The organism is Thalassospira sp. CA1, assembly GCF_059052855.1.
Window position 1 is genome coordinate 622,465 of the sequence record NZ_JBZCIA010000001.1, and the last position, 21,668, is coordinate 644,132.

Here is a 21,668-nt window from a genome sequence, read left to right on the forward strand (position 1 = left end):
AAAGTTGTGCCAATGACGCAATCAGATAACAGCGATAAAACAGGGGATGGACCGTCATTTTTACCCGGTCCAAAGCCTGCGGCACCGATCCCACGCTACGAATCGGGTTCGGATTCGCGTTTGCGTGAAAGATTGCGTGCAACAACGGCGGGCGTATCGTCTGTTTCCGGATCCGACGATCAGGACCGGTTCAATCTGGCCGGCATTGACGGCATGATTGATCGCAAAAAGGCCAATGTCGCCGCCAGGATCGTCGATACCGACCCCGAACAGGCATTGCGCGTGATCCGCAACTGGCTGCTGGGCAACTAGTCTCCAGCACAAATCCACCCGGCCCAACATCCCATGCTATCCCTCGGCTGTTTGAAGCCGCTTGTCGATAATGCTTTGGATCTGCACGGGTATTTGTCATGGTTTTACATGATAAATATCTTTTGAAACATCGGGGGCAGGGGTTTGACGGATTTTAGTAAACTGATCACGGCGCAGTTCTGCGTTTTTGATCCCGACTATGTCGCGCAGCAAAAAACATATGCCGCAAAGCTGGCCCCGCTTCAGGATAAACTGATCGCCGCCCAGCAAACCGGCAACAGCATGGCGGCCTCTGATCAGCAGATGATCGAATGCAAATGGCTGCTGCAATATACTGCTGACTGGAAAACGCTTGATCAAAAGCTCGCTGGCTTTGCCAGTTCGCTGAACAATCCTGATCAGGCCTGGGCCGAAAAACAGGTCGCAAGCGACGGCTCATGGGGGCCCTGTTACGATCAATGGTTCCTCAAAGTCGATGCGATGATTGATGCGGTCAATACGCTGGCCGATGAAGGCAAGGCGCCTGAATACCCGCTCAGTTTTCTGGAACCGATTTCAACACCAGGCAAGATGACGGCCTGGCTCGATGGTCAAAAGACATCGCGGATTTTTGCCGATGGTCTGGATCGCCGTGATGCCCTTGGGGCCGTGACGGCAGCACTTTCACAGATGTGCTTTAAAAGCGAAATCCGCGATTATTTCAAAACCAACGTAAAGGGTTTTGATCTGACCGATGATTACATCTCGGCCTACAAATCATGGCTTGATGACTGGCAGGATGATCAAACTGGCTATTGGGGCGGTTGGTTTGACACCACCGATCAGGGCGTTCTCAAAAGCAGCGATCTCAGCCTGACCTTCCATAATATCTCCTATCAGCATGGCAAGGTCGAACTGTGGACGCAGATTTTCAATACCACTCTTGCGATCCGTGATGATGCCTATCCGTTCGGCTGGAAGCACAATGGTGATTTCAACAATCACAACAATTATGACGTCACCAAGATTTTCGATCTTGGCTGGTCAAAGGTTGATGGCGCGACACAAGATGCAGCATCCAAGGACATCGCCTTGGTGCTTGATTGGTGTCTGACCAAATCGATGACGCCCGATGGCGGTTTTATCGATGACCCGACCTTCTATAATTCGGTCGGGGCCGCCTATTACTATGGCGTCTCGTTCCTGGATCAGGCGGGATATTTTGGCACTACGGCACCCTTCTGGACCGACAAGCCGTTCCCGAATGGGCCCGCCCTTTGCTGCAAGATCCAGAAAAAGATCAAATCCGAAGGCCTCGATGACGACGAAGCCAAGGCAGCGCTTGAAAAACTCGTCGATGCCTGCGGCAATTGCACGTGATCGGCAAAATCTTTGAATAATTTGATCTATGCATTGGCGAAGAGGGCCGCTCTATCCCCATATAAACGGGTAAGAACAACAACGTATAATGAGGTTTCGGATGACGGATCGAACAGACATTGATCTTGCGAAATTGCGCACCCGGCTGGAGGAAAGACGCGCCGAGATTCTGGCACATTCAACCCACTCGGAAGACTACCGCAAGCCGGTCGAACTGGATCAGCAGGCGGTCGGTCGTTTATCAAGGATGGATGCCCTGCAAAATCAGGAAATGCATCTTGAACAGGAACGCCGCCGCGTGGTCGAGCTGGAGCAGATTGAAAAAACCCTCAAGCGCATGGATGACGACCAATACGGTCATTGCCACAATTGCGGCGAACCGATTGCTGCCAAGCGTCTCGAATTCGATCCGACCACACCGCTTTGCGTCGATTGCGCTGATCATGTGAGCCATGTCTGATCGTTGCGCGTAAAGGGAATATCGCAAACGCTGCGTGCGGGTGTTTCTGTGCGCAGCGTTTTCTTTAAAGGCAGGAGAAACGGTTTGCCAGCTTTCGGGCAACGCAATGATCAGATCGGAAAAGGCTGCATCTTGTGCGCGCTTTTGATCGTTCTGGCTGCGCTGCTGTTTCTTCCCAATTTGGCCCGTGCCCAAGGCACCTGTGCGCCGATCAGTGCGCCCGAAGCCTTCCTTGAATTCAATCACATGGATCCGATGCTTGATCGGCACCGCTCGGTGCGCTGGCTCAACAGCCGTGCCGGGGGCAGTCCGCGTTTTCTCGTGACGGGCCTCACCGAATATGAAGTTCAGGCATCTTTCGATATGCGCTTTGAACCGCGCCAGGTTGGCTTTGGCCGTTATTGCCTTGATCCGGTGCGGGTCAATCCCAAGGTCGATGTCGTCAAACATCTGGTCTATATCGCGTCCGAGCTTGAACGCGGTACCTGCGAATATGATGTGGTTTATGCCCACGAAGGCGAACATGTGAAGATCAATCAAGGCATGGAGGCCGACATTCGTGCCGCCCTTGATGATCTGGTCAATGATGTCGTCAGACAGGTCGGTGCCATGTTCCCGATGCCCGCGGACAATGCACAACGCGCCATGCGGCGGCTGATTTCGGAATATGGCCGGGATTTCAAAAGACGGCTGAACGATATTCGCAGGCGGAGTGCGGAAAAACACAAACGGATCGATACGCCGCAGGAATATGAAAAGCTGTCACTGGCCTGTGGCCCAAACTCGGCCTTTCAGACCGTCTTGCAGGATGCCGCCAGATAGGTTTATCGGGGATCAGTCGGCGTAATTGACCTCATCCGCGGCGTCCATTCCCGCAACGTCGCGCAGTCCCACAAGATCAAGCTTGAAGACATTGCGTGACTTGAATTCCAGCAGGTCATGACGTCTGAAATCGGCGATGATCCGGCTGGCCGTTTCGGTGGTAATGCCAAGCATCGCACCAATATCCTCGCGCCCCGGAACGGTGCAGGTCTCGGTCACGTCATCATGTAAAAACAGGCAAAGCCGGGCGACCCGTTCGCGCGCCGTGCCGGTCGACATCTGGGTCAGCCAGTTATCGGATTCCATCACCGCCTGATGCCAGCGATTAAGCACCTGCTTGTGCAAACGCGGGCTTTCGCGATCAAGCTTTTCAATCACCGCAATCGGAATGCGGCACAGCTTGCTGTCCTGAAGGGCCTCGGCATGGTGGGTGAAACATTCGCTAACCAGGGACTCAAGCCCGATGGTGCCGCCGGGTTTGACAAGGCGCACCACCCGCTGATTGCCATCCGGCAGGTAATGGACAAGTTTGATCAGGCCAGAGCGGAGGGTATAGATCGATTGCGCCTGATCACCGGCATTATAAAGCGTATTGCGTTTGGGCAGGGTGATGTCTTCAACCGGCATATGGACAAGTTTGAAATCCTCGTCCGTCAGGTTGTTGAACAAGGCAAATTTCCGCACACCACATTCGCGGCATCGCGCAAGTTCGGGTCGGAATGTGTAGCTTGTTGTATGGTTCACGCGTGCCACCCATGACAACGGGCTGATCCGGTTATCGGTCAGTCCCGGTTACGCAGGTATCAAGAATATAATGAGTCCAACTTTCGAGCTAATCTACCGTATCAGAATGTGAAATCATTTCATAGTCATGCATGGCCACGTCAAACGCGCGGACCGTTTCTGATTTCAGCTCGCAGAATCAAGGGTAACCAGACCCTTTTCAATGGCATAGCGGACAAGACCGGCCGAACTGTCGATATCAAGTTTGCGCTTGATGTTGCGGCGGTGCGTTTCCACCGTCCGCACACTGATGTCAAGTTCGCGGGCAACGTGCTTGTTGCTCGCCCCCTTGGCCAACAGGCGCAAAACCGTGCGTTCGCGCGACGTCAACGGCACGCCATCATTGTTGCTGTCTTCGCCATCGGTGATGCGATCGAATGTGGAACTATACGCCTCACCGCCATTGGCGATGGTTTCAATCGCACGCACCATGTCATTGGATGACACATCTTTCAGGATAAAGCCCTTTGCACCGGCCTGCTGGGCGGTGCGCAGATATTCCGGGTTTTCATGCATCGACAGGATGACAACCTTGGTATCGGGCAGGGTTTCACGGAACTTTTCGGCTGCTTCCAACCCGTTCATCACCGGCATCGAAATGTCCATCAGGACAATATCAGGATGCAGGTCACCGGCCATGGTCAATGCCTCGGCCCCGTTGCCGGCTTCACCGACGATATTGATATGCTCAAAACACTCCAGTCGCGACCGGATACCATCCATGACAAGCGCGTGATCGTCGCAAAGCAAAATCCGCAATGGCCGATGGGTGGAATAAACTTCGTTGGCAATGGTGGCATTGGTCATGGATCAAACGAGTTCCTGTCGCGTGACTGTCGGGTTGTGCGTCATCAGATTAACCGCTGATAGCGTCATGGGGTAGGGCATTCTGGCTGTTGGCGGGAATAAATGCAGTGATTTTTGTCCCGTCATCCGGTTCGGAGCGCACCGAAAGCCCGCCACCATGGAATTCCATGCGTTCGCGCATGTTGCGCAGACCAATGCCGGCCCGCGGATCGCGGTTGCGGATATATCGGTTGGTTTCAAACCCGACACCGTTATCGGCAATGCGCATGATGATGCTGCTGCCTTCGCGTTTGATCGAAATCTTCACCACCGTCGCATCGGCATGGCGCTCGATATTGGTCAGCGTCTCCTGCAACACACGATACAGCGTTGTTTTCTTGTCGATATCAAGCTGCCCGTCGACATTGTCGCATTTCACCTCGATCAGGATGCCCGACCGGTCCTGAAGTTCAGCACACATGCTTTCGATGGCCGGTTTCAGGCCAAGGTCATCAAGCACGGCTGGGCGCAAATCACGCGAAATCCGCCGCACTTCATGGATGGCGTCCTGCAATCTATTGGCCGCCTTTTCCATGGGTTCAATCGCGTTGTCGCGTTTCTGGGTGATGCGCGCAATCGCGGTTTCGACCGCATATTTGACCGAAACCAGTATCTGACTGATCCCGTCATGCAGCTCGCGCGAAACGCGCAAACGTTCCTGTTCCTGCACATCAACCACCCGGTGGGTCAGTTCCTTAAGCTTTGAGTCGGCAAGTTTGCGTTCCGAAAGTGTGACCACCGTTCCCGATATGCCCACCAGCAACACCGCAAGGATCGTCACGCCAATAATCGACATGGTGGTTTCGCGGATATGGGTGGAAACTTCGGCCTCGATCTCGGTGACCTGTTCGGCGATATCGTCGATATAAATGCCCGTGCCGATCATCCAGTCCCATTTATCCAGCATCAGGGAATAGGTGATCTTTTCGGTCGGCTCCCCGGTCGATGGCTTTTCCCAGACGTGGCGCATGAAATCGCCACCCTTTTCCGCATTGAAAATCAGGCCCTGAATGACTGTGTTGCCATTGATATCGCGCAGGTTCCAATAAGTCCGGCCAAGGCGCCAGGGTTGCGGCGGATCAACAAGCGCCGTGCCATCGCGGTCATAAATAAAGAAGTATCCATCCTCGCCATAAGACAGATCTTCGATGATCGCTTTCACGCGTTCTTTTGACACCGCATCCAGCGGACTTGCTACCGAATAGATGTGGTCGATCGATTTCATCGCCAGCTCAAGATAGCTTTTCAGCTCGTCCTTTCTGGCCTGAAGGATGTTGCGTTCAAAGGTCCTGATCTCGGCCTCGGCCAGGCGTTCGGCCTGGGCAAACACCAGCCAGGAGATCGCAGACGCCGCCAGAACCAGTGGCAGGATCGAGAGCAGCAAAAACTTTAGTCGAAGATTGAGCTTCGGCATGGGCGTAACCGTTTCGGGAATTTCCGTTTTTCTGATCGCGGACAATAGCATATCCGCGCCAAAAGTCGCTGTAAGAGCCTGACCAAAAATTCTGATATGGTTTGACGCCTTGATTTTGCAGTGATTTTTAGGCGTGCGCGGTCCGCAAGGGTCGGCCCCTGCGGACTGTGCGCAACGACAAAATCGCTCAAAATCAAGGCGCCCGAAGGGTTTGAAGAATTTCATCCACTATGCTGCGGCTTTCCTCTTGAAAAGGCCGCCGGGCATTGTCTGCGAGCAAAGCCTTGACATTGAAGGAAATTTCTCAAATCAAACCATGTCAGAATTTTCGGTCAGGCTCTAAAATCGCGGTTTTCCCATCGCCCTGATAGAGAAACCTTGGGGGACCTGTTCCGCATGGTGAAAAGAAACTGGTCGGTATTTCCAATAATTGGTAATACCAATTTGCGAGATCATGCTTTGACAGGGAGAGGGCAATGCGCATATACCAGAACCGTCGCCTGCCCACCGGGCGCCGAAAGCTCTGGATGCATTGCACAAGATCTCCGCGTGCCGGCATCCCGTATCGCCACAAAAGGTATGGCGTTGCAGGCATCCCCGCACCGCAACGCATTCAAGGACCATATCGTGGCGTTTCACTTGGTTTTGGCAGGCGCGCACAGGCACGTTCCTGCCAGGAAATTGTGGTAGGAGCCCGGTGTCCATGACGCGTTCAGCACCAAAGCGTATCCGTAAACTTCTGGTCGCCAACCGTGGCGAGATTGCGATTCGTGTTTTGCGAGCCGCCAACGAACTTGGCATTCGCACAGTTGCGATCTTCTCTGACGAGGACCGCTTCGCCCTTCACCGTTTCAAGGCGGATGAAAGCTACACGGTGGGGAAGGGCAACAAGCCCATTCGCGCCTATCTTGATATCGAAGACATCCTGCGTGTCGCACGTGATGCCGATGTCGATGCGATTCATCCCGGTTATGGTTTCCTGTCGGAAAATCCCGAATTCGCCGATGCCTGCGCCGAGGCCGGCATTCAATTCATCGGCCCGGATTCAGAAGTCATGCGCACCCTTGGCAACAAGGTTTCTGCGCGTAATCTGGCCGAAAGTGCCGGTGTGCCGGTCATGCCCGCCTCAAGTGCGCTTCCCGAAGACATGGCAGAAGTCACCCGCATCGCCGAGAAAATCGGCTATCCCCTGATGCTCAAAGCCAGCTGGGGCGGCGGTGGCCGTGGCATGCGCGTCATTGAAAATGGCAAGGACCTGTCTGGTCAGGTGCTGGCAGCACGGCGTGAAGCCGAGGCCGCCTTTGGCAATGGCGAAGTTTACTTTGAAAAACTGATCCGCCGCGCCCGCCATGTCGAGGTCCAGCTGCTTGGCGACAATCACGGCACCTTGGTTCATCTCTATGAACGTGACTGTTCGGTTCAGCGCCGCAACCAGAAGGTGGTCGAGCGCGCCCCCGCACCCTATCTCGATGATGATCAGCGTGCCGAGATTTGTGACGCCGCGATCCGCCTTGGCAAGGCTGCCAATTACGTCAATGCCGGCACGGTCGAGTTCCTCATGGATGTCGACACATCCAAATTCTACTTCATCGAGGTCAACCCGCGCATTCAGGTCGAACATACCGTCACCGAATGTGTCACCGGCTTTGATCTGGTCAAGGCGCAAATCCTGATCGCGCAGGGGGGCCGCATTGGGTTCCCGTCCGAAACCGGTATCCCCTGGCAGGACAAGATCAAGCTGCGCGATCACGCGCTTCAGTGCCGTATCACCACCGAAAACCCGGAAAACAACTTTGTCCCTGATTACGGGATCATCAAGGTGTATCGCGGGGCCAACGGCTTTGGCATTCGTCTGGATGGCGGCACGGCCTATTCAGGTGCTGTGATCACACCGTTTTATGACAGCATGCTGGAAAAGGTCACCGCATGGGGCAGCACCCCGCGCGAGGCGGTGGACCGTATGGACCGCGCACTTCGCGAATTCCGTATTCGCGGTGTTGCCACCAACCTGGCCTTCCTTGAAAACCTGATCAATCACCCGAAATTCCGCGCCGGGGAATACACCACGCGGTTTATTGACGAAACGCCAGATCTGTTCAAGTTCGTGCGCCGGCGTGACCGTGCCACCCGTCTGCTGCGCTTCATCGGCGAGGTTGCGGTCAATGGCAACCCCGAAGTCGAAGGCCGCGTGGTGCCGACCAATCTGCACGATCCGGTGATGCCAAAATCAATTGATCTTGGCGAAATCCGCCCGGGCACCAAGCAAAAGCTTGATCAGTTGGGGCCGGAAGGTTTCTCGCGCTGGATGAAGGATCAGGAACGCGTCCTGATGACCGACACCACCATGCGTGATGCCCACCAATCCCTTCTGGCGACCCGCATGCGCACCTATGACATGCTCGAAATTGCGCCCTATTATGCGCATGGTCTGCCGGAACTGTTTTCAATCGAATGCTGGGGCGGGGCGACGTTTGACGTTGCCATGCGCTTCCTGAAAGAAGACCCGTGGGATCGTCTGGTCAAGCTGCGCGAACGCGTGCCAAATATCCTGACCCAGATGCTGCTGCGGGCATCCAACGCGGTTGGCTACACCAACTATCCCGATAATGCGGTCGATTACTTCGTCAAGCAGGCGGCCGAACACGGCATGGATGTCTTCCGCGTGTTTGATAGCCTCAACTGGGTTGAAAACATGAAGGTCGCGATGGAATCGGTTCTTAAGACCGACAAGCTCTGCGAAGCGACCATCTGTTACACCGGCGATATCTATGACAAGGACCGCCCGAAATATAACCTTGATTACTATGTGAATATGGCCCGCGAACTGGAATCTGCCGGTGCCCATATTCTCGGTCTCAAGGATATGGCGGGTGTCCTGCGTCCCGCCGCTGCGACTGAACTGATCACAGCGTTGAAGGACACCGTCAATATCCCGATCCATTTCCATACCCACGACACCAGCGGCATCTCGGCTGCAACTGTCATTGCCGCGATTGATGCCGGGGTTGATGCGGTCGATGCCGCGATGGATTCGATGTCGGGCCTGACATCCCAGCCGAACCTGGGTTCGATTGCCAACAACTATATCGGTCAGCCGCGCGACCCGGGCCTTAAGACCGAGGCGCTCAAGGAAATCTCGACCTATTGGGAACAGATCCGTCGCTATTACGCAGGCTTTGAAAGCGATATCCGCAGCGGCACCTCGGACGTCTATGTCCACGAAATGCCGGGCGGCCAGTACACCAACCTGCGCCAGCAGGCCCGTGCACTCGGGATCGAGGATCGCTGGCCCGAGGTGTCCAAGGCCTATGCCGCGGTCAACAAGATGTTTGGCGATGTCGTCAAGGTAACGCCAAGCTCCAAGGTTGTCGGCGATATGGCTTTGATGATGGTGACATCCGGTTTGTCTGAGGAAGACGTTCTTGATCCTAAAAAGGACATTACCTTCCCCGACAGCGTCATTTCCTTCTTCCGTGGTGAAATCGGTCAGCCGGTCGGTGGCTTCCCGCCCGCCCTTCAGCGCAAGGTGCTTAAGGGGGCGGAGGCGCTAACAGATCGTCCGGGCAAATCATTGCCGCCGATTGATTTCGAAGCGACCCGCAAGGAGATCGAAAAGAAAACCCATCGCAGCAATATCACTGACGCCGAGGTTGCATCTTATGTGATGTATCCCAAGGTGTTCCTTGATTACGCCGAACACCGCAGCCACAACGCCGATGTTTCGGTTCTGCCCACCCCAGTCTTCTTCTACGGGATGAACCAGAACGATGAAATCTCGGTCGATCTTGAAAAGGGCAAAACCCTTGTCATCCGCTATCTGACCACGTCCGAGGCCGGTGACGAGGAGGGCAACCGCACCGTGTTCTTTGAACTCAACGGTCAGCCCCGCACCGTCAAGGTCGCCGACAAGACACTGGCCGGCACGGGCAAGACAAAACCAAAGGCCGAAGATGGCAACAAGCTGCATGTCGCAGCACCGATGCCGGGTCTGGTGGTCGAAGTCCACGTGTCCGAGGGCCAGAAGATCAAGTCGGGTGATGTGATGTGCTCGCTTGAAGCCATGAAAATGGAAACTGCGGTTCACGCCGAAAAGGATGGAACCGTGGCCAAAATCCACGCCCCGGCCGGGACACAGGTCGAAGCCAAGGACCTGCTGGTCGAATTAACGGAGTAACCCACCGATGCTTAGGATGCCTGAGCCTGATCAACACACACTTGCACGTCGCAAGGACATTATCGCCGCCATGCGCGATATCATCCCGTCACCGGGCGGGGTTATTGTCGATGATGATCAGCTCAGGCCCTATGAATGCGACGGGTTGATGGCTTATCGGCAATTGCCGATGATCGTTGTCCTGCCGGAAAATACCGCCCAGGTCGCAGCCATCCTAAAATATTGTCATACTAATAAAATCCGTGTCGTTCCGCGCGGTGCCGGTACCGGTTTGTCCGGTGGCGCGCTTCCGATGGCCGATGCGATCACCATTAGTATGATGAAATTCAATCGCGTGCTTGAGATTGACTGGGACAACCGGGCCGCCGTCGTGCAGCCCGGTGTCACCAACCTTGGCATCACGCGCGCGGTCGAACACAAGGGGTTCTATTACGCCCCCGATCCGTCCAGCCAAATTGCGTGCTCTATTGGCGGCAACATCGCCGAAAATTCCGGCGGGGTGCATTGCCTGAAATATGGGCTTACCACCAACAATGTGTTGGGGGTTGAAATGGTCACCATCGAAGGCGAAATCCTGCGCGTCGGTGGTAAGGGCCTTGATCAGGCGGGCTATGACCTGCTTGGCATCATCACCGGGTCCGAAGGGTTGCTGGGCATCGTGACCGAGGTGACGGTGCGTATCCTGCGCAAACCCGAAACCGCGCGTGCGCTGTTGCTGGGCTTTAATTCATCCGAAGAAGGCGGCAATTGCGTTGCCGCCATCATTGCCGCCGGGATCATTCCGGGCGGTCTTGAAATGATGGATGCCCCGGCAATCAAGGCGACCGAGGAATTTGTTCAGGCTGGCTATCCGCTCGATGTCGAAGCCCTTCTTCTCGTCGAACTTGATGGCCCGCAGGTCGAAGTCGATTACCTGATCGACCGGGTTGGCAAAATCGCCAAGGATTGCGGGGCGGTCTATTCCCGCATTTCCGAAAGCGAAGAAGAACGCCTGCTATTCTGGTCGGGCCGCAAAAACGCCTTCCCGGCGATTGGCCGAATTTCACCTGATTATATGTGCATGGATGGCACCATCCCGCGCGGTCGCCTGTCCGAGGTGCTGACCGGCATGCAGGACCTGTCGAAAAAGCACGGGCTGGGCGTTGCCAACGTCTTCCATGCTGGCGATGGCAACTTGCATCCACTGATCATGTTTGATGCCAATAAGGCCGGCGACCTTGAAAAGGCCGAGGCTTTCGGGGCCGACATCCTTAGACTTTGTGTCGCGGTTGGCGGGGTGCTGTCGGGTGAACACGGCATCGGTGTCGAAAAGCGCGACCTGATGGGCGAGATGTTCACATCTGATGACATGAAACATCAGGAACGCATCAAGATGGCCTTTGACGAGGACCAGTTGCTCAACCCCGGCAAGGTATTCCCGACCTTGCATGGCTGTGGGGAACTTAAAACCCTGCATGCCAAGGCGGTGGCCGACAAGTTCCCGGATATCCCGCGCTTCTAGGGTCCTGCCCCTAAGGCGTGATCAAACGAAACAACAAACAAACACGATAAAACAAAGGCCGGCCAATCGGCTCCCGCAAATCCGATTGGCCCGGCTCAGGAGAGGAAAAGAGAGAGTTATGGTGGACGTACTTTCCCCCACCACGCCAGACCAGCTGCGTGATGCGGTTGGTTGGGCGCTTGGATCAGAAACCCCGCTTGAAATCATCGGATCGGGCAGCAAGCGCGCCTTTGGCCATTCTGTTCGAACCAACGCAGTGCTTGATTGCTCCAAACTGTCGGGGATCTTGTTTTATCAGCCCGAAGAACTGGTGATCTCTGCGCGTGCCGGAACGCCGCTTGCCGATATCAAGGCGGCACTGGCCGAGAAAAATCAGCAATTCCATTTCGAGCCCGGAAACTTCCCGGCCCTGCTGGATGGATCAAGTGGCCCGGATGCCGGCACCATCGGCGGGCTGGTGGCCTGCAACCTTGCCGGACCGCGCCGGATCAAGGTGGGCGCCGCACGTGATCACCTTCTGGGGTTCGAAGCCGTTTCTGGCCGGGCAGAGGATTTTAAATCCGGTGGCCGGGTGATGAAAAACGTCACCGGCTTTGATCTGTCAAAACTGATGGCGGGTTCCTTTGGCACGCTGGGCGTGATGCATACGGTAACGCTTAAGGTCATGCCAAATGACGAAACATCCGCCACCGTGATTGTCGCCTGCAGCGACCCGCGTGCGGCGGGCAAGGCGATGACCATTGCCATGGGCAGTGAAAACGAAGTCTCCGCCGCCGCCTGGATCGCCCCCGAAGACGCTCCGCACCTTGATGTGCCACTGGCCGGTGAATATGGCAGCGGCCTTGTCGCCCTGCGGGTCGAAGGTCCCAAGCCGTCTGTGGCATGGCGGGCCGATGCCCTGTGCCGGGCGCTTGCCGGGTTTGGCGAATGCCACGAAGTCCCCGAAAGCCACAGCCACAGCATCTGGAAGGTCGTCGCCAATGTCGCGCCGTTCGTGGCATCGGAAAACGGTGGCAGCGTTTTGTGGCGGGTATCGGTACCCCCGGCAAGTGGGGGTGATATCTGTGCCCAACTGATCGAAAAAACCGGCGGTCGGGCGATGATGGATTGGGCCGGTGGCCTGATCTGGTTGCAGATCGCCGCATCTGACGCGGCGAATGCGCCTGATGCACCTGATGCAATGGCCGGTACGATCCGCGATATCGTCGCAAACGTGGGCGGGCAGGCCAATCTGGTGCGCGCATCCGATGAAATCCGTCAAGCCACCCCGGTCTTCCATCCCGAAGACCCGGCACTTGCCCGGATCAATGCCCGGATCAAGGAAAACCTCGATCCGAAGGGTATTCTCAATCCGGGGCGGATTGCGCCAGTGTCACTGAACGGGGAGGGCGCGTAATGCAAACCAACTTCACCGCTGCCCAACTTGAAAACCCGGCGATTGCCGAAAGCGAACAGATCCTGCGCAAATGCGTGCATTGCGGTTTCTGTACTGCGACCTGCCCGACATTCGTCACCCTTGGTGATGAACTCGACAGCCCACGTGGCCGCATTTATCTGATCAAGGACATGCTGGAAAATGACAAACCGGCAACCGAAAAGGTGGTCAAACACCTTGATCGTTGCCTGTCATGTCTTTCCTGTACAACCACATGTCCTTCTGGTGTTGATTACATGCACCTGATCGACAATGCGCGCGCCCATATCGAACAAAACTATGAACGTCCGCTGGGTGATCGGTTGCTGCGCAAGTTGCTTTCGATTGTTGTGCCCAATCCGACCCTGTTCCGGCTGTCATTGATCGGGGCGAAATTCGCGGCCCCCTTCGCGCGTCTGATGCCCGGTCGGCTTAAGGGCATGGTCAAGATGGGCGCACGTCCCATGCATCCGCCAAGCTGGGTTGATAAGCCCCAGGTGATCCCGGCAGTTGGCGAACGCAAAGGCCGGGTTGCCATCCTGATCGGCTGTGCCCAGCAGGTGCTTGAAACCGAAATCAACGAATCGACGGTTCGTCTATTCACCCGTCTCGGGATCGAGGTGGTGGTTGCCAAGGGTGCTGGCTGTTGTGGATCGCTTGTCCATCATATGGGCAAGGAAGAACAATCCCACGCGCAGGCCAAGGCCAACATTGATGCCTGGACGGCCGAGGCTGCGGGCGAAGGCCTTGATGCCATCGTAATCACCGCATCGGGCTGTGGCACCACGATCAAGGATTACGGCCATATGCTGCGCCATGATCCGGCCTATGCCGAAAGGGCCGCGACGGTGTCCGGTCTTGCCAAGGACATTACTGAATATCTGGCTGGCCTTGATATCGATGCCGCCGTCTTTGCCGGTGCCAATCACGGGAATCCCCGTGTTGCCTATCATTCGGCCTGTTCGATGCAGCACGGTCAAAAGATCACCCGACCACCGCGTGATCTATTGAAACAGGCCGGGTATGAGGTCGCCGAAATCGCCGAAGGCCATCTGTGCTGTGGTTCTGCCGGGGTCTATAACCTGTTGCAGCCCGAAATCGCTGGTCAGCTTCAGGAACGCAAACGCGGCAATATCCGTGCGACCCAGCCTGATCTGGTGGCAACGGGGAACATCGGCTGCATGGTCCAGATCGAAACCGACGATCTTAAAGTTCTGCACACGGTGCAGCTCCTTGATTGGGCGGCGGGCGGCCCGGTGCCGGAAAAACTGCGCGACCGGATAAAGCCGACCGAACTGGCAGGCTAGGTTTTCTCAAACCCGCATCAGAAAACAAAAAGGACGGCAGGGAATAACCTCTGCCGTCCTTTTGATTTCGTAAGTCCGTGGGACTGGGCGCCTTACTCTTCCTTGCCAAGCAGGCTTTTTGTAATGCCTTCTGCGGCAGAGCTTTCGCTGCTGTCCTCGGCATAGGCTGCGGTCTTGTCACGAATCCACTTGATTGCTTCGGCCTCGTCTACCTCGACCTTCTGGGCCACCAGTGACAGAACTGCCTCGATCGCCAGAACGTGCGATGCGACGTTATTGACCGCAACATGCAGATCATCAATATGGCGCGACGCAGCCTCTGACATATCTCCAAGTTCGCCAGACAGCTTCTGAATCAGTTCCTGAATTTCGTCGAGTGCAGCGTTGCTCATCAAGTGCTCCTGTTATGGCCGCGTACTTACGCGCAGCATTTTTTGTCCCTTGGGGTCCAAACTCATTCACATAATCGTCCCGGTCCCCCGGATTTGCACGGATATGCGGAGCAAAACCACAGGAAGATCTATATCTTTCAAGGTTTTGCGACAAAATAGCCCGTGCAAATCCGGGGGATCCAAAGGACAATTGATATGAGAGAAAGCCTCTGCGTCAAACCCCTTGACCGGAGAATACTCCGCTCTGCGGGCTTTTCCTTGCTTTTTCTCTCATATCAATTGCCGGGGCGGTCATGTGAATGAGTTTGGACCCCATGCACAACAGTTGCGTGTAAATGGGGTCATGTAAAGGGTTTGGTGGCAATTATCGTCAATTCACACCATTCCCCGACACCCAAGGCCACCTTTGGACGAAATGTGACAGTTTTTGTTACAGCCTTTCGCAATCAATCGCGATTTTGCCATGTTGAAGTGAAAAACCACCGTTTTCGGATGGTTGTCGTGAAATGCTAACTTATTGATTTTATTAGTAATAAGTGGCTGTTTTTACTGCTCTGATACGTTGTCACATAACGTTAACAAAAGCGACACAATACCGTAAGCACCCAGCGGTAGAGTCCGCCTCGCAGATCGTTGCACCGTTCCGAAGTGGAACTACCATTGGGGAATTTATGATGAAGAAGACTCTTGCTGTTGCGGCGCTTATGAGCGTTGCCTTTGCTGGCGCTGCCGAAGCACGCGACCAGATTCGTATCGTTGGTTCGTCCACCGTCTTCCCGTTCGCAACCGCAGTTGCAGAAGAATTCGGTAAAACCACCTCCTTCAAAACGCCGGTTATCGAATCTACCGGTTCTGGCGGTGGTCTGAAGCTGTTCTGCGCCGGTGTTGGCGAACAGCATCCGGACATCACCAACGCTTCGCGTCGCATCAAGAAGTCCGAAGTTGAAACTTGCGCGAAGAACGGCATTTCGGAAGTTACCGAAGTTAAAGTTGGTTACGACGGTATCGTTCTGTCGAACTCCAACGCTGCGCCGCAGCTCGACCTGACCAAAGAGCAGATCTTCCTTGCTCTGGCAAAAACCGTTCCGTCCAAAGACGGCCAGTCGCTGATCGACAACCCGTACAGCACCTGGGCTGAAATCGATCCGAGCCTTCCGGACGTTAAAATCGAAGTTCTCGGCCCGCCGCCGACCTCTGGTACCCGTGATGCCTTCACCGAGCTGGTACTCGAAGAAGCTTGCGATGAGTTCCCGGCAATCGCCGCTCTCAAAGACACCAACAAAGACCAGCACAAAGCTGTCTGCGCTGGCGTTCGTGAAGACGGTGCCTATGTCGAAGCTGGCGAGAACGACAACCTGATCGTTCAGAAACTCGAAGCCAACCATGATGCACTCGGCATCTTCGGCTTCTCCTTCCTTGACCAGAACGGCGACAAGCTTCAGGGCTCGCTGATCGGTGGCGTTGCTCCGACCTTCGAAGCAATCTCTGCTGGTGACTATCCGGTTTCCCGTTCGCTCTTCTTCTACGTGAAGAACGCGCACGTTGGCACCATTCCGGGCATCAAGGAATATCTTGCTGAATTCACCGCTGACAAAGCTTGGGGTGAAGAAGGTTACCTTGCTGACCGTGGCCTGATCCCGATGGATGCCGCTGAGCGTGAAGCTGTTCGTAACGCTGCGATGAACCTTTCGCCGCTGAGCATGTAACGCGATCTTTCAACCGGTGGCAGCCTTTTCTGCCACCGGTTTCTTTATATCATTGCTTGATTTGTTTATTGTTTCTGTCCTATTGGCCTCACGAACTGATCTTTGCAGGCTCATCTGGCGAACGGATCTCAAATAATGTCCCTGTCTTTCCTGTTGCTCGCGGTTGCCGCACTTTGCGCGCTGTCCTTTTATTTTGGACGCCAGCGGGCTGTTGCCCTTTCTGGTGGCCGGCACAGCAATCTTCATTCCTTGCCGGTTCACTACGGGGCCTACACAGCAGCATGGTGCGGGCTTCCTGCGCTGGCGCTGCTTCTGATCTGGTACATCTTCCAGGGCTCGGTGATTGAAGCCCTGATCGTGTCGGACCTGCCGCAGGAAGTAGTTGGGGACTCCGGTCGTCTGTCGCTGGCGCTCAACAGCATTTCCCAGATCGCCGCCGGTGGCGGTGAACATCTCACCGTGTCGCCGGAAATTGTTGATGCCGGGCGCAGACTCGCCAATTTGCAAACCATCGCCAATGCGGCGCTGGTGGTTGTCATGCTGTCGGTTGCGCTTGTCGGTCTTGTCCTGTCCTATCGACGGATTGAAGCGGATATGCGCGCGCGCAACAATGTTGAACGCATCTCGCGCGCGATCATGATTGTCTGTTCGGCGATTGCGATCCTTTCAACGGTCGGCATCGTGTTTTCACTGATGTTCGAAACCCTGCATTTCTTTAGCAAGATCAACCCGCTCGACTTCCTGTTTGGTCTGGAATGGAGCCCGCAAACCGCGATCCGTGCCGATCAGGTGGCGTCCGAGGGGGCGTTTGGCATGATTCCGCTGTTTGTCGGTACCTTGCTGATTACGCTGATTGCCATGTGTGTGGCGGTGCCGGTCGGTTTGTTTTCGGCCATCTATATGGGTGAATATGCCGCGCCGAAATTCCGCGCCGTGGCCAAACCGGCCCTTGAAATTCTTGCGGGGGTTCCGACGGTTGTCTATGGCTTTTTTGCCGCCCTAACTGTCGCCCCGTTCCTGCGCGATAACGGTGCCATCCTTGGCCTTGATGTCAGTTCGGAAAGTGCGCTGGCAGCCGGACTTGTCATGGGGATCATGATCATCCCGTTTGTCTCTTCGCTGTCCGATGACGTGATGTCGCAGGTACCCAAATCGCTGCGTGACGGATCCTATGCACTGGGGGCCACAAAATCGGAAACCATCCGGCAGGTGATTTTCCCTGCCGCCCTTCCGGGCATCGTCGGTGCGGTTCTGTTGGCCGTTTCGCGTGCAATTGGTGAAACCATGATTGTTGTCATGGCCGCTGGTCTTGCCGCGAACATGACGGTGAACCCGCTGCAGGCTGTGACAACCGTTACCGTGCAGATCGTGACGCTTCTGGTCGGCGACCAGGAGTTCGACAGTGCAAAAACCCTCTCGGCCTTCGCGTTGGGGCTGGTTCTTTTCCTTGTCACCTTGGGCCTGAACGTATTTGCCCTTAAGGTTGTTCAGAAGTATCGCGAGAAATATGACTGATATGGCATCTCTTATGGAAGACAGAGCTGCGGCCAAGGTGATCTCGGACAATCTGCGCAAGCCGGTTGACTGGGACAGCCCGAAAATCTCCCGTAACATCAAAAAACGTTACGCCGCCGAACGCCGCTTTAAAATCTATGGTCTGATTGCGATTGGTATCGCGCTTCTGGCGCTCTGCACGCTGGCATTCTCAATCGGATCAAAAGGCTACAGCGCCTTTTACCAGACCTATGTCCAGCTCGAAGTGACCTTTGATCCGGCTGTGATCGATCCGGAACGGACCGGCGATCCCGACGTGATCGGGCGCGCGAACTTTGATGCTCTGATCAAACAGGCGCTGCGTGATCGGTTCCCGGATGTGACCTCGCGCAGTGACAAACGTGATCTCTATGGCATCGTTTCAGGCGGCGCATCTTATGATCTGCGCGAACGGGTTCTCGAAAATCCGAGCCTGATTGGCCAAACGCGCACCATTTGGCTGATTTCCGGTGATGATTTCGACATGCTCAACAAGGGCTATATCGATCCCACCGTTGACGAAGGTGACCGTCGCCTCAATGACAAGGAAGTCGCTTGGTATAACGAACTGGTGGCTGACGGTGCGGTGGAAAAACAGTTCCACACCCGCTTCTTTACCAGTGGCGATTCCCGCGAACCGGAACTTGCCGGTATCTGGGGCGCGGCTGTTGGCTCGTTCTATACCCTGCTTGTGACTTTGGCATTGTCCTTCCCGATTGGGGTTCTGGCGGCGATCTATCTCGAAGAATTCGCGCCCAAGAACCGCTTCACCCAGATTGTTGAAGTCAACATCAACAACCTGGCCGCAGTCCCGTCCATCGTGTTTGGTCTGCTGGGGCTTGAGGTCTATCTCAATGTCATGCATTTGCCGCGCTCGGCCCCGGTTGTCGGTGGTTTGACGCTGGCGCTGATGACTTTGCCGACGATCATCATCGCATCGCGTGCGGCGATCAAGGCGGTGCCGCCGTCGATCCGTCAGGCCGCCCTTGGCCTTGGTGCATCACCGGTTCAGACCGTCACCCACCATGTCTTGCCGCTCGCCATGCCGGGCATTCTGACCGGCACGATCATTGGTATGGCACAGGCATTGGGGGAAACTGCACCGCTTCTGATGATCGGGATGGTGGCCTTTATTGTTGATATCCCGGGCGGGGCGCTTGACCCGGCAACGGTTCTGCCGGTCCAGATCTATCTGTGGGCAGACAGCCCGGAACGTGCCTTTGTCGAGAAAACCTCGGCAGCGATTATGGTGTTGCTGGCCTTCCTTGTCCTGATGAATGGACTGGCTGTGTATCTGCGCAAAAAATTTGAACGGAAGTGGTAAAATGGCTGCTGTATCCCAGAGCGCAATGACGGCGGAGCCGTCGGTCGAAAAACCGAAAATGACCGCGCGCAAGCTCGATCTTTTCTATAGCGACAATCAGGCCCTCTATGAGGTCAACCTTGATATCCCCGAACAGCAGGTAACCGCACTGATTGGTCCGTCGGGCTGTGGTAAATCCACCTTCCTGCGCTGCCTGAACCGGATGAATGACACCATTGACGGTGTGACGATCAAAGGTGACGTTACCCTGGATGGTCGCGACATCTATGACAAGCGGATCGACGTGGTTCAGTTGCGCGCGCGCATCGGCATGGTGTTCCAGAAACCCAACCCGTTCCCGAAATCGATCTATGACAACGTGGCCTATGGCCCGCGCATTCATGGTCTGGTCAATTCGCGTGATGAGCTTGATGAAATCGTCATGACCTCGCTCGAACGTGCCGGTCTTCTGAAAGAAGTCAAAGATCGCCTGCAATCGCCGGCAACCGGTCTTTCCGGTGGTCAGCAGCAGCGCCTTTGCATTGCACGCGCGGTTGCCGTCAGCCCGGAAGTCATCCTGATGGATGAGCCGTGCTCGGCCCTTGATCCGATTGCGACCGCCAAGGTCGAGGAACTGATAGACGAGTTGCGTTCGAACTACACGATCGTGATCGTGACCCACTCCATGCAGCAGGCCGCCCGTGTGTCGCAGCGCACCGCGTTCTTCCACCTTGGAAGGCTGGTTGAAGTCGGTGAAACCGATCAGATCTTTACCAACCCGAAGGACGAACGCACCAAGGGTTACATTACCGGCCGCTTCGGTTAAGCGAGCCAGGAGTAGGCATAAATGGCTGATGAACATACCCATATCGTAAGTTCGTTCGACGAGGAACTCACCCGTCTGAACAACATCATTTCGCAAATGGGCGGGCTTGCCGAAAGCCAGCTTATTTCCTCGATCAGATCCATCGTCAAACGCGATTCCGAACTGGCCGAGAAAGTCATCCTGTCCGATCAGCGCATTGACGTGCTCGAACAGGAAGTCCAGGACTTTGCCGTCCGTCTTCTGGCCCTGCGTCAGCCGATGGCAGATGACCTGCGTCAGGTGGTGACGGCCCTTAAGCTGTCAAACGATCTTGAACGCATTGGTGATCTTGCCAAGAACATCGCCAAACGCGCGCAGGTGCTTAATCAGATCCCGCCGATCCGCCCGGTTCAGGCGATCCCGAACATGGCCAAACTGGCCCAGGAAATCATCAAGGATGTCCTGGATGCCTATATCGAAAGCGACGCCGAAAAGGCCCACCGGGTCTGGGAACGCGATCAGGAAGTCGACGATATGTACAATTCGCTGTTCCGCGAATTGCTGACCTACATGATGGAAGATCCGCGCAACATTACCGCATCGACCCATCTGTTGTTCATTGCCAAGAACATCGAACGTATCGGTGATCACGCAACCAATATCGCCGAAACGATCTATTACCGGATCAAGGGCGAAGACCTGCCGGGAATTGACCGGCCAAAAAACGACGCAGCGAACTTCGCTGTTGTCGAACCGAATGACTGACACGGGAGCATAGGAAGATGGACCCAACGGTTCTTATCGTCGAGGACGAGGCAGCAATCGTAACCATGTTGCGCTACAACCTCGAACGCGAGGGGATGCAGGTTGTCGAAGCCGGTGACGGTGACGAAGCGTTGAAAATTCTGGCTGAAACCCATGTCGATCTGGTTTTGCTCGACTGGATGTTGCCGGTAATGTCGGGGATCGAGGTCTGCCGTCAGATCCGCCGCAAGCCTGAAAGCCGCGATTTGCCGGTGATCATGGTGACTGCACGTGGCGAAGAGGGTGACCGCATCCGCGGTCTTGATACCGGCGCTGATGACTATGTCACCAAGCCGTTTGCCATTGGCGAGCTTCTGGCCCGTATCCGCGCACTTTTGCGCCGGTCCGGTCCGGCGCAACCACAAGGGCAGTTGATCTATTCCGACATCGAAATGGATCTCGCCGCCCACCGGGTCAGCCGCAATGGAAAATCGATCCATCTTGGCCCGACCGAGTTTCGTCTGCTGCGCTATTTCCTCGAACATCCGGGACGGGTTTTCTCGCGCGAACAGTTGCTTAACGCGGTTTGGGGCCCGAATATCTATGTCGAAACCCGCACCGTCGACGTTCATATCCGTCGCCTGCGCAAGGCGCTCAATGACGTCAAGGGCACCCGCGATATCATCCGCACTGTCCGTGCCGCGGGCTATGCACTGGACTCTGAAACCGCGGCCTAAGCCGGTTTAGAGCCCGATCCAATTAAAAAAACCCCCGTTGCAGGTTGCAGCGGGGG

At 55.6% G+C, this 21,668-nt stretch carries 18 protein-coding genes; 14 read left to right on the top strand and 4 right to left on the bottom strand.

Annotation, left to right across the window (positions count from 1 at the left end; genetic code table 11):
- Positions 1–120 precede the first annotated feature (120 nt).
- From AC5Q5A_RS02830 to AC5Q5A_RS02845, 4 genes are all read left to right on the top strand, one after another.
- On the top strand, positions 121–312 hold the full coding sequence (locus AC5Q5A_RS02830) for a hypothetical protein (protein WP_493894272.1): 192 nt from the start codon (positions 121–123) through the stop codon (positions 310–312).
- 144 nt (positions 313–456) lie between these two features.
- On the top strand, positions 457–1,671 hold the full coding sequence (locus AC5Q5A_RS02835) for a hypothetical protein (RefSeq protein WP_493894273.1): 1,215 nt from the start codon (positions 457–459) through the stop codon (positions 1,669–1,671).
- A 100-nt stretch (positions 1,672–1,771) separates the two neighbouring features.
- Positions 1,772–2,131 carry a TraR/DksA family transcriptional regulator gene (locus tag AC5Q5A_RS02840; RefSeq protein WP_064779891.1) on the top strand — a complete coding sequence of 120 codons (360 nt, stop codon included), beginning with the start codon at positions 1,772–1,774 and terminating at the stop codon, positions 2,129–2,131.
- A gap of 84 nt (positions 2,132–2,215) precedes the next feature.
- The gene (locus AC5Q5A_RS02845) at positions 2,216–2,953 is read left to right on the top strand and encodes a hypothetical protein (protein WP_493894274.1); all 738 of its coding nucleotides are present in this window, start codon (positions 2,216–2,218) and stop codon (positions 2,951–2,953) included.
- Between the two features lie 12 nt (positions 2,954–2,965).
- On the opposite strand, the gene AC5Q5A_RS02850 is transcribed toward AC5Q5A_RS02845, so the two are convergent.
- The 3 genes from AC5Q5A_RS02850 to AC5Q5A_RS02860 form a co-directional block, all read right to left on the bottom strand.
- Complete coding sequence (locus tag AC5Q5A_RS02850) at positions 2,966–3,622, bottom strand: Crp/Fnr family transcriptional regulator (RefSeq protein ID WP_493894275.1); 657 nt, start codon at positions 3,620–3,622, stop codon at positions 2,966–2,968.
- A 240-nt stretch (positions 3,623–3,862) separates the two neighbouring features.
- On the bottom strand, positions 3,863–4,543 hold the full coding sequence (locus AC5Q5A_RS02855) for a response regulator transcription factor (protein ID WP_210515147.1): 681 nt from the start codon (positions 4,541–4,543) through the stop codon (positions 3,863–3,865).
- A 49-nt stretch (positions 4,544–4,592) separates the two neighbouring features.
- Positions 4,593–5,996 carry a cache domain-containing protein gene (locus AC5Q5A_RS02860; protein ID WP_008888343.1) on the bottom strand — a complete coding sequence of 468 codons (1,404 nt, stop codon included), beginning with the start codon at positions 5,994–5,996 and terminating at the stop codon, positions 4,593–4,595.
- A gap of 703 nt (positions 5,997–6,699) precedes the next feature.
- Here AC5Q5A_RS02860 and AC5Q5A_RS02865 point away from each other — a divergent pair.
- The 4 genes from AC5Q5A_RS02865 (at position 6,700) to glcF (ending at position 14,392) form a co-directional block, all read left to right on the top strand.
- Positions 6,700–10,170 carry a pyruvate carboxylase gene (locus AC5Q5A_RS02865; protein WP_197146070.1) on the top strand — a complete coding sequence of 1,157 codons (3,471 nt, stop codon included), beginning with the start codon at positions 6,700–6,702 and terminating at the stop codon, positions 10,168–10,170.
- Between the two features lie 16 nt (positions 10,171–10,186).
- Positions 10,187–11,671, top strand: coding sequence for an FAD-linked oxidase C-terminal domain-containing protein (locus AC5Q5A_RS02870; RefSeq protein WP_493894421.1), 1,485 nt, complete (start codon positions 10,187–10,189; stop codon positions 11,669–11,671).
- A 118-nt stretch (positions 11,672–11,789) separates the two neighbouring features.
- Positions 11,790–13,067, top strand: a complete 1,278-nt coding sequence (gene glcE / locus AC5Q5A_RS02875; protein WP_493894276.1) for a glycolate oxidase subunit GlcE — start codon at positions 11,790–11,792, stop codon at positions 13,065–13,067.
- Complete coding sequence (gene glcF / locus AC5Q5A_RS02880) at positions 13,067–14,392, top strand: glycolate oxidase subunit GlcF (protein WP_493894277.1); 1,326 nt, start codon at positions 13,067–13,069, stop codon at positions 14,390–14,392. The genes glcE and glcF overlap by 1 nt, the downstream gene beginning before the upstream one ends.
- A gap of 92 nt (positions 14,393–14,484) precedes the next feature.
- Here the strand turns inward: glcF and AC5Q5A_RS02885 are convergent, their stop codons facing one another.
- A complete protein-coding gene (locus AC5Q5A_RS02885) occupies positions 14,485–14,784 on the bottom strand; it encodes a hypothetical protein (protein WP_008888338.1) in 300 nt (99 codons plus the stop codon).
- Between the two features lie 671 nt (positions 14,785–15,455).
- Between AC5Q5A_RS02885 and AC5Q5A_RS02890 the strand changes: the two genes are divergently transcribed.
- The 6 genes from AC5Q5A_RS02890 (at position 15,456) to phoB (ending at position 21,612) form a co-directional block, all read left to right on the top strand.
- Positions 15,456–16,490: a PstS family phosphate ABC transporter substrate-binding protein gene (locus AC5Q5A_RS02890; protein ID WP_063088519.1), complete on the top strand. Its 1,035-nt coding sequence runs from the start codon at positions 15,456–15,458 to the stop codon at positions 16,488–16,490.
- A gap of 135 nt (positions 16,491–16,625) precedes the next feature.
- Positions 16,626–18,005, top strand: a complete 1,380-nt coding sequence (gene pstC, locus AC5Q5A_RS02895) for a phosphate ABC transporter permease subunit PstC (RefSeq protein WP_493894278.1) — start codon at positions 16,626–16,628, stop codon at positions 18,003–18,005.
- Positions 17,998–19,347, top strand: a complete 1,350-nt coding sequence (gene pstA / locus AC5Q5A_RS02900) for a phosphate ABC transporter permease PstA (RefSeq protein WP_493894279.1) — start codon at positions 17,998–18,000, stop codon at positions 19,345–19,347. The genes pstC and pstA overlap by 8 nt, the downstream gene beginning before the upstream one ends.
- Position 19,348: 1 nt before the next feature.
- Complete coding sequence (gene pstB / locus AC5Q5A_RS02905) at positions 19,349–20,152, top strand: phosphate ABC transporter ATP-binding protein PstB (protein WP_493894280.1); 804 nt, start codon at positions 19,349–19,351, stop codon at positions 20,150–20,152.
- A gap of 21 nt (positions 20,153–20,173) precedes the next feature.
- Complete coding sequence (gene phoU / locus AC5Q5A_RS02910) at positions 20,174–20,896, top strand: phosphate signaling complex protein PhoU (protein ID WP_008888333.1); 723 nt, start codon at positions 20,174–20,176, stop codon at positions 20,894–20,896.
- Between the two features lie 17 nt (positions 20,897–20,913).
- Positions 20,914–21,612, top strand: coding sequence for a phosphate regulon transcriptional regulator PhoB (gene phoB, locus AC5Q5A_RS02915; RefSeq protein WP_008888332.1), 699 nt, complete (start codon positions 20,914–20,916; stop codon positions 21,610–21,612).
- Positions 21,613–21,668 lie beyond the last annotated feature (56 nt).

Coding starts and splice junctions, on each gene's coding strand:
- AC5Q5A_RS02840 (WP_064779891.1), top strand. CDS start 1,772: ATGACGGATCGAACAGACATTGATCTTGCGAAATTGCGCACCCGGCTG.
- AC5Q5A_RS02855 (WP_210515147.1), bottom strand. CDS start 4,543: ATGACCAATGCCACCATTGCCAACGAAGTTTATTCCACCCATCGGCCA.
- AC5Q5A_RS02860 (WP_008888343.1), bottom strand. CDS start 5,996: ATGCCGAAGCTCAATCTTCGACTAAAGTTTTTGCTGCTCTCGATCCTG.
- AC5Q5A_RS02865 (WP_197146070.1), top strand. CDS start 6,700: ATGACGCGTTCAGCACCAAAGCGTATCCGTAAACTTCTGGTCGCCAAC.
- AC5Q5A_RS02870 (WP_493894421.1), top strand. CDS start 10,187: ATGCCTGAGCCTGATCAACACACACTTGCACGTCGCAAGGACATTATC.
- glcE (WP_493894276.1), top strand. CDS start 11,790: ATGGTGGACGTACTTTCCCCCACCACGCCAGACCAGCTGCGTGATGCG.
- glcF (WP_493894277.1), top strand. CDS start 13,067: ATGCAAACCAACTTCACCGCTGCCCAACTTGAAAACCCGGCGATTGCC.
- AC5Q5A_RS02885 (WP_008888338.1), bottom strand. CDS start 14,784: ATGAGCAACGCTGCACTCGACGAAATTCAGGAACTGATTCAGAAGCTG.
- AC5Q5A_RS02890 (WP_063088519.1), top strand. CDS start 15,456: ATGATGAAGAAGACTCTTGCTGTTGCGGCGCTTATGAGCGTTGCCTTT.
- pstC (WP_493894278.1), top strand. CDS start 16,626: ATGTCCCTGTCTTTCCTGTTGCTCGCGGTTGCCGCACTTTGCGCGCTG.
- pstA (WP_493894279.1), top strand. CDS start 17,998: ATGACTGATATGGCATCTCTTATGGAAGACAGAGCTGCGGCCAAGGTG.
- pstB (WP_493894280.1), top strand. CDS start 19,349: ATGGCTGCTGTATCCCAGAGCGCAATGACGGCGGAGCCGTCGGTCGAA.
- phoU (WP_008888333.1), top strand. CDS start 20,174: ATGGCTGATGAACATACCCATATCGTAAGTTCGTTCGACGAGGAACTC.
- phoB (WP_008888332.1), top strand. CDS start 20,914: ATGGACCCAACGGTTCTTATCGTCGAGGACGAGGCAGCAATCGTAACC.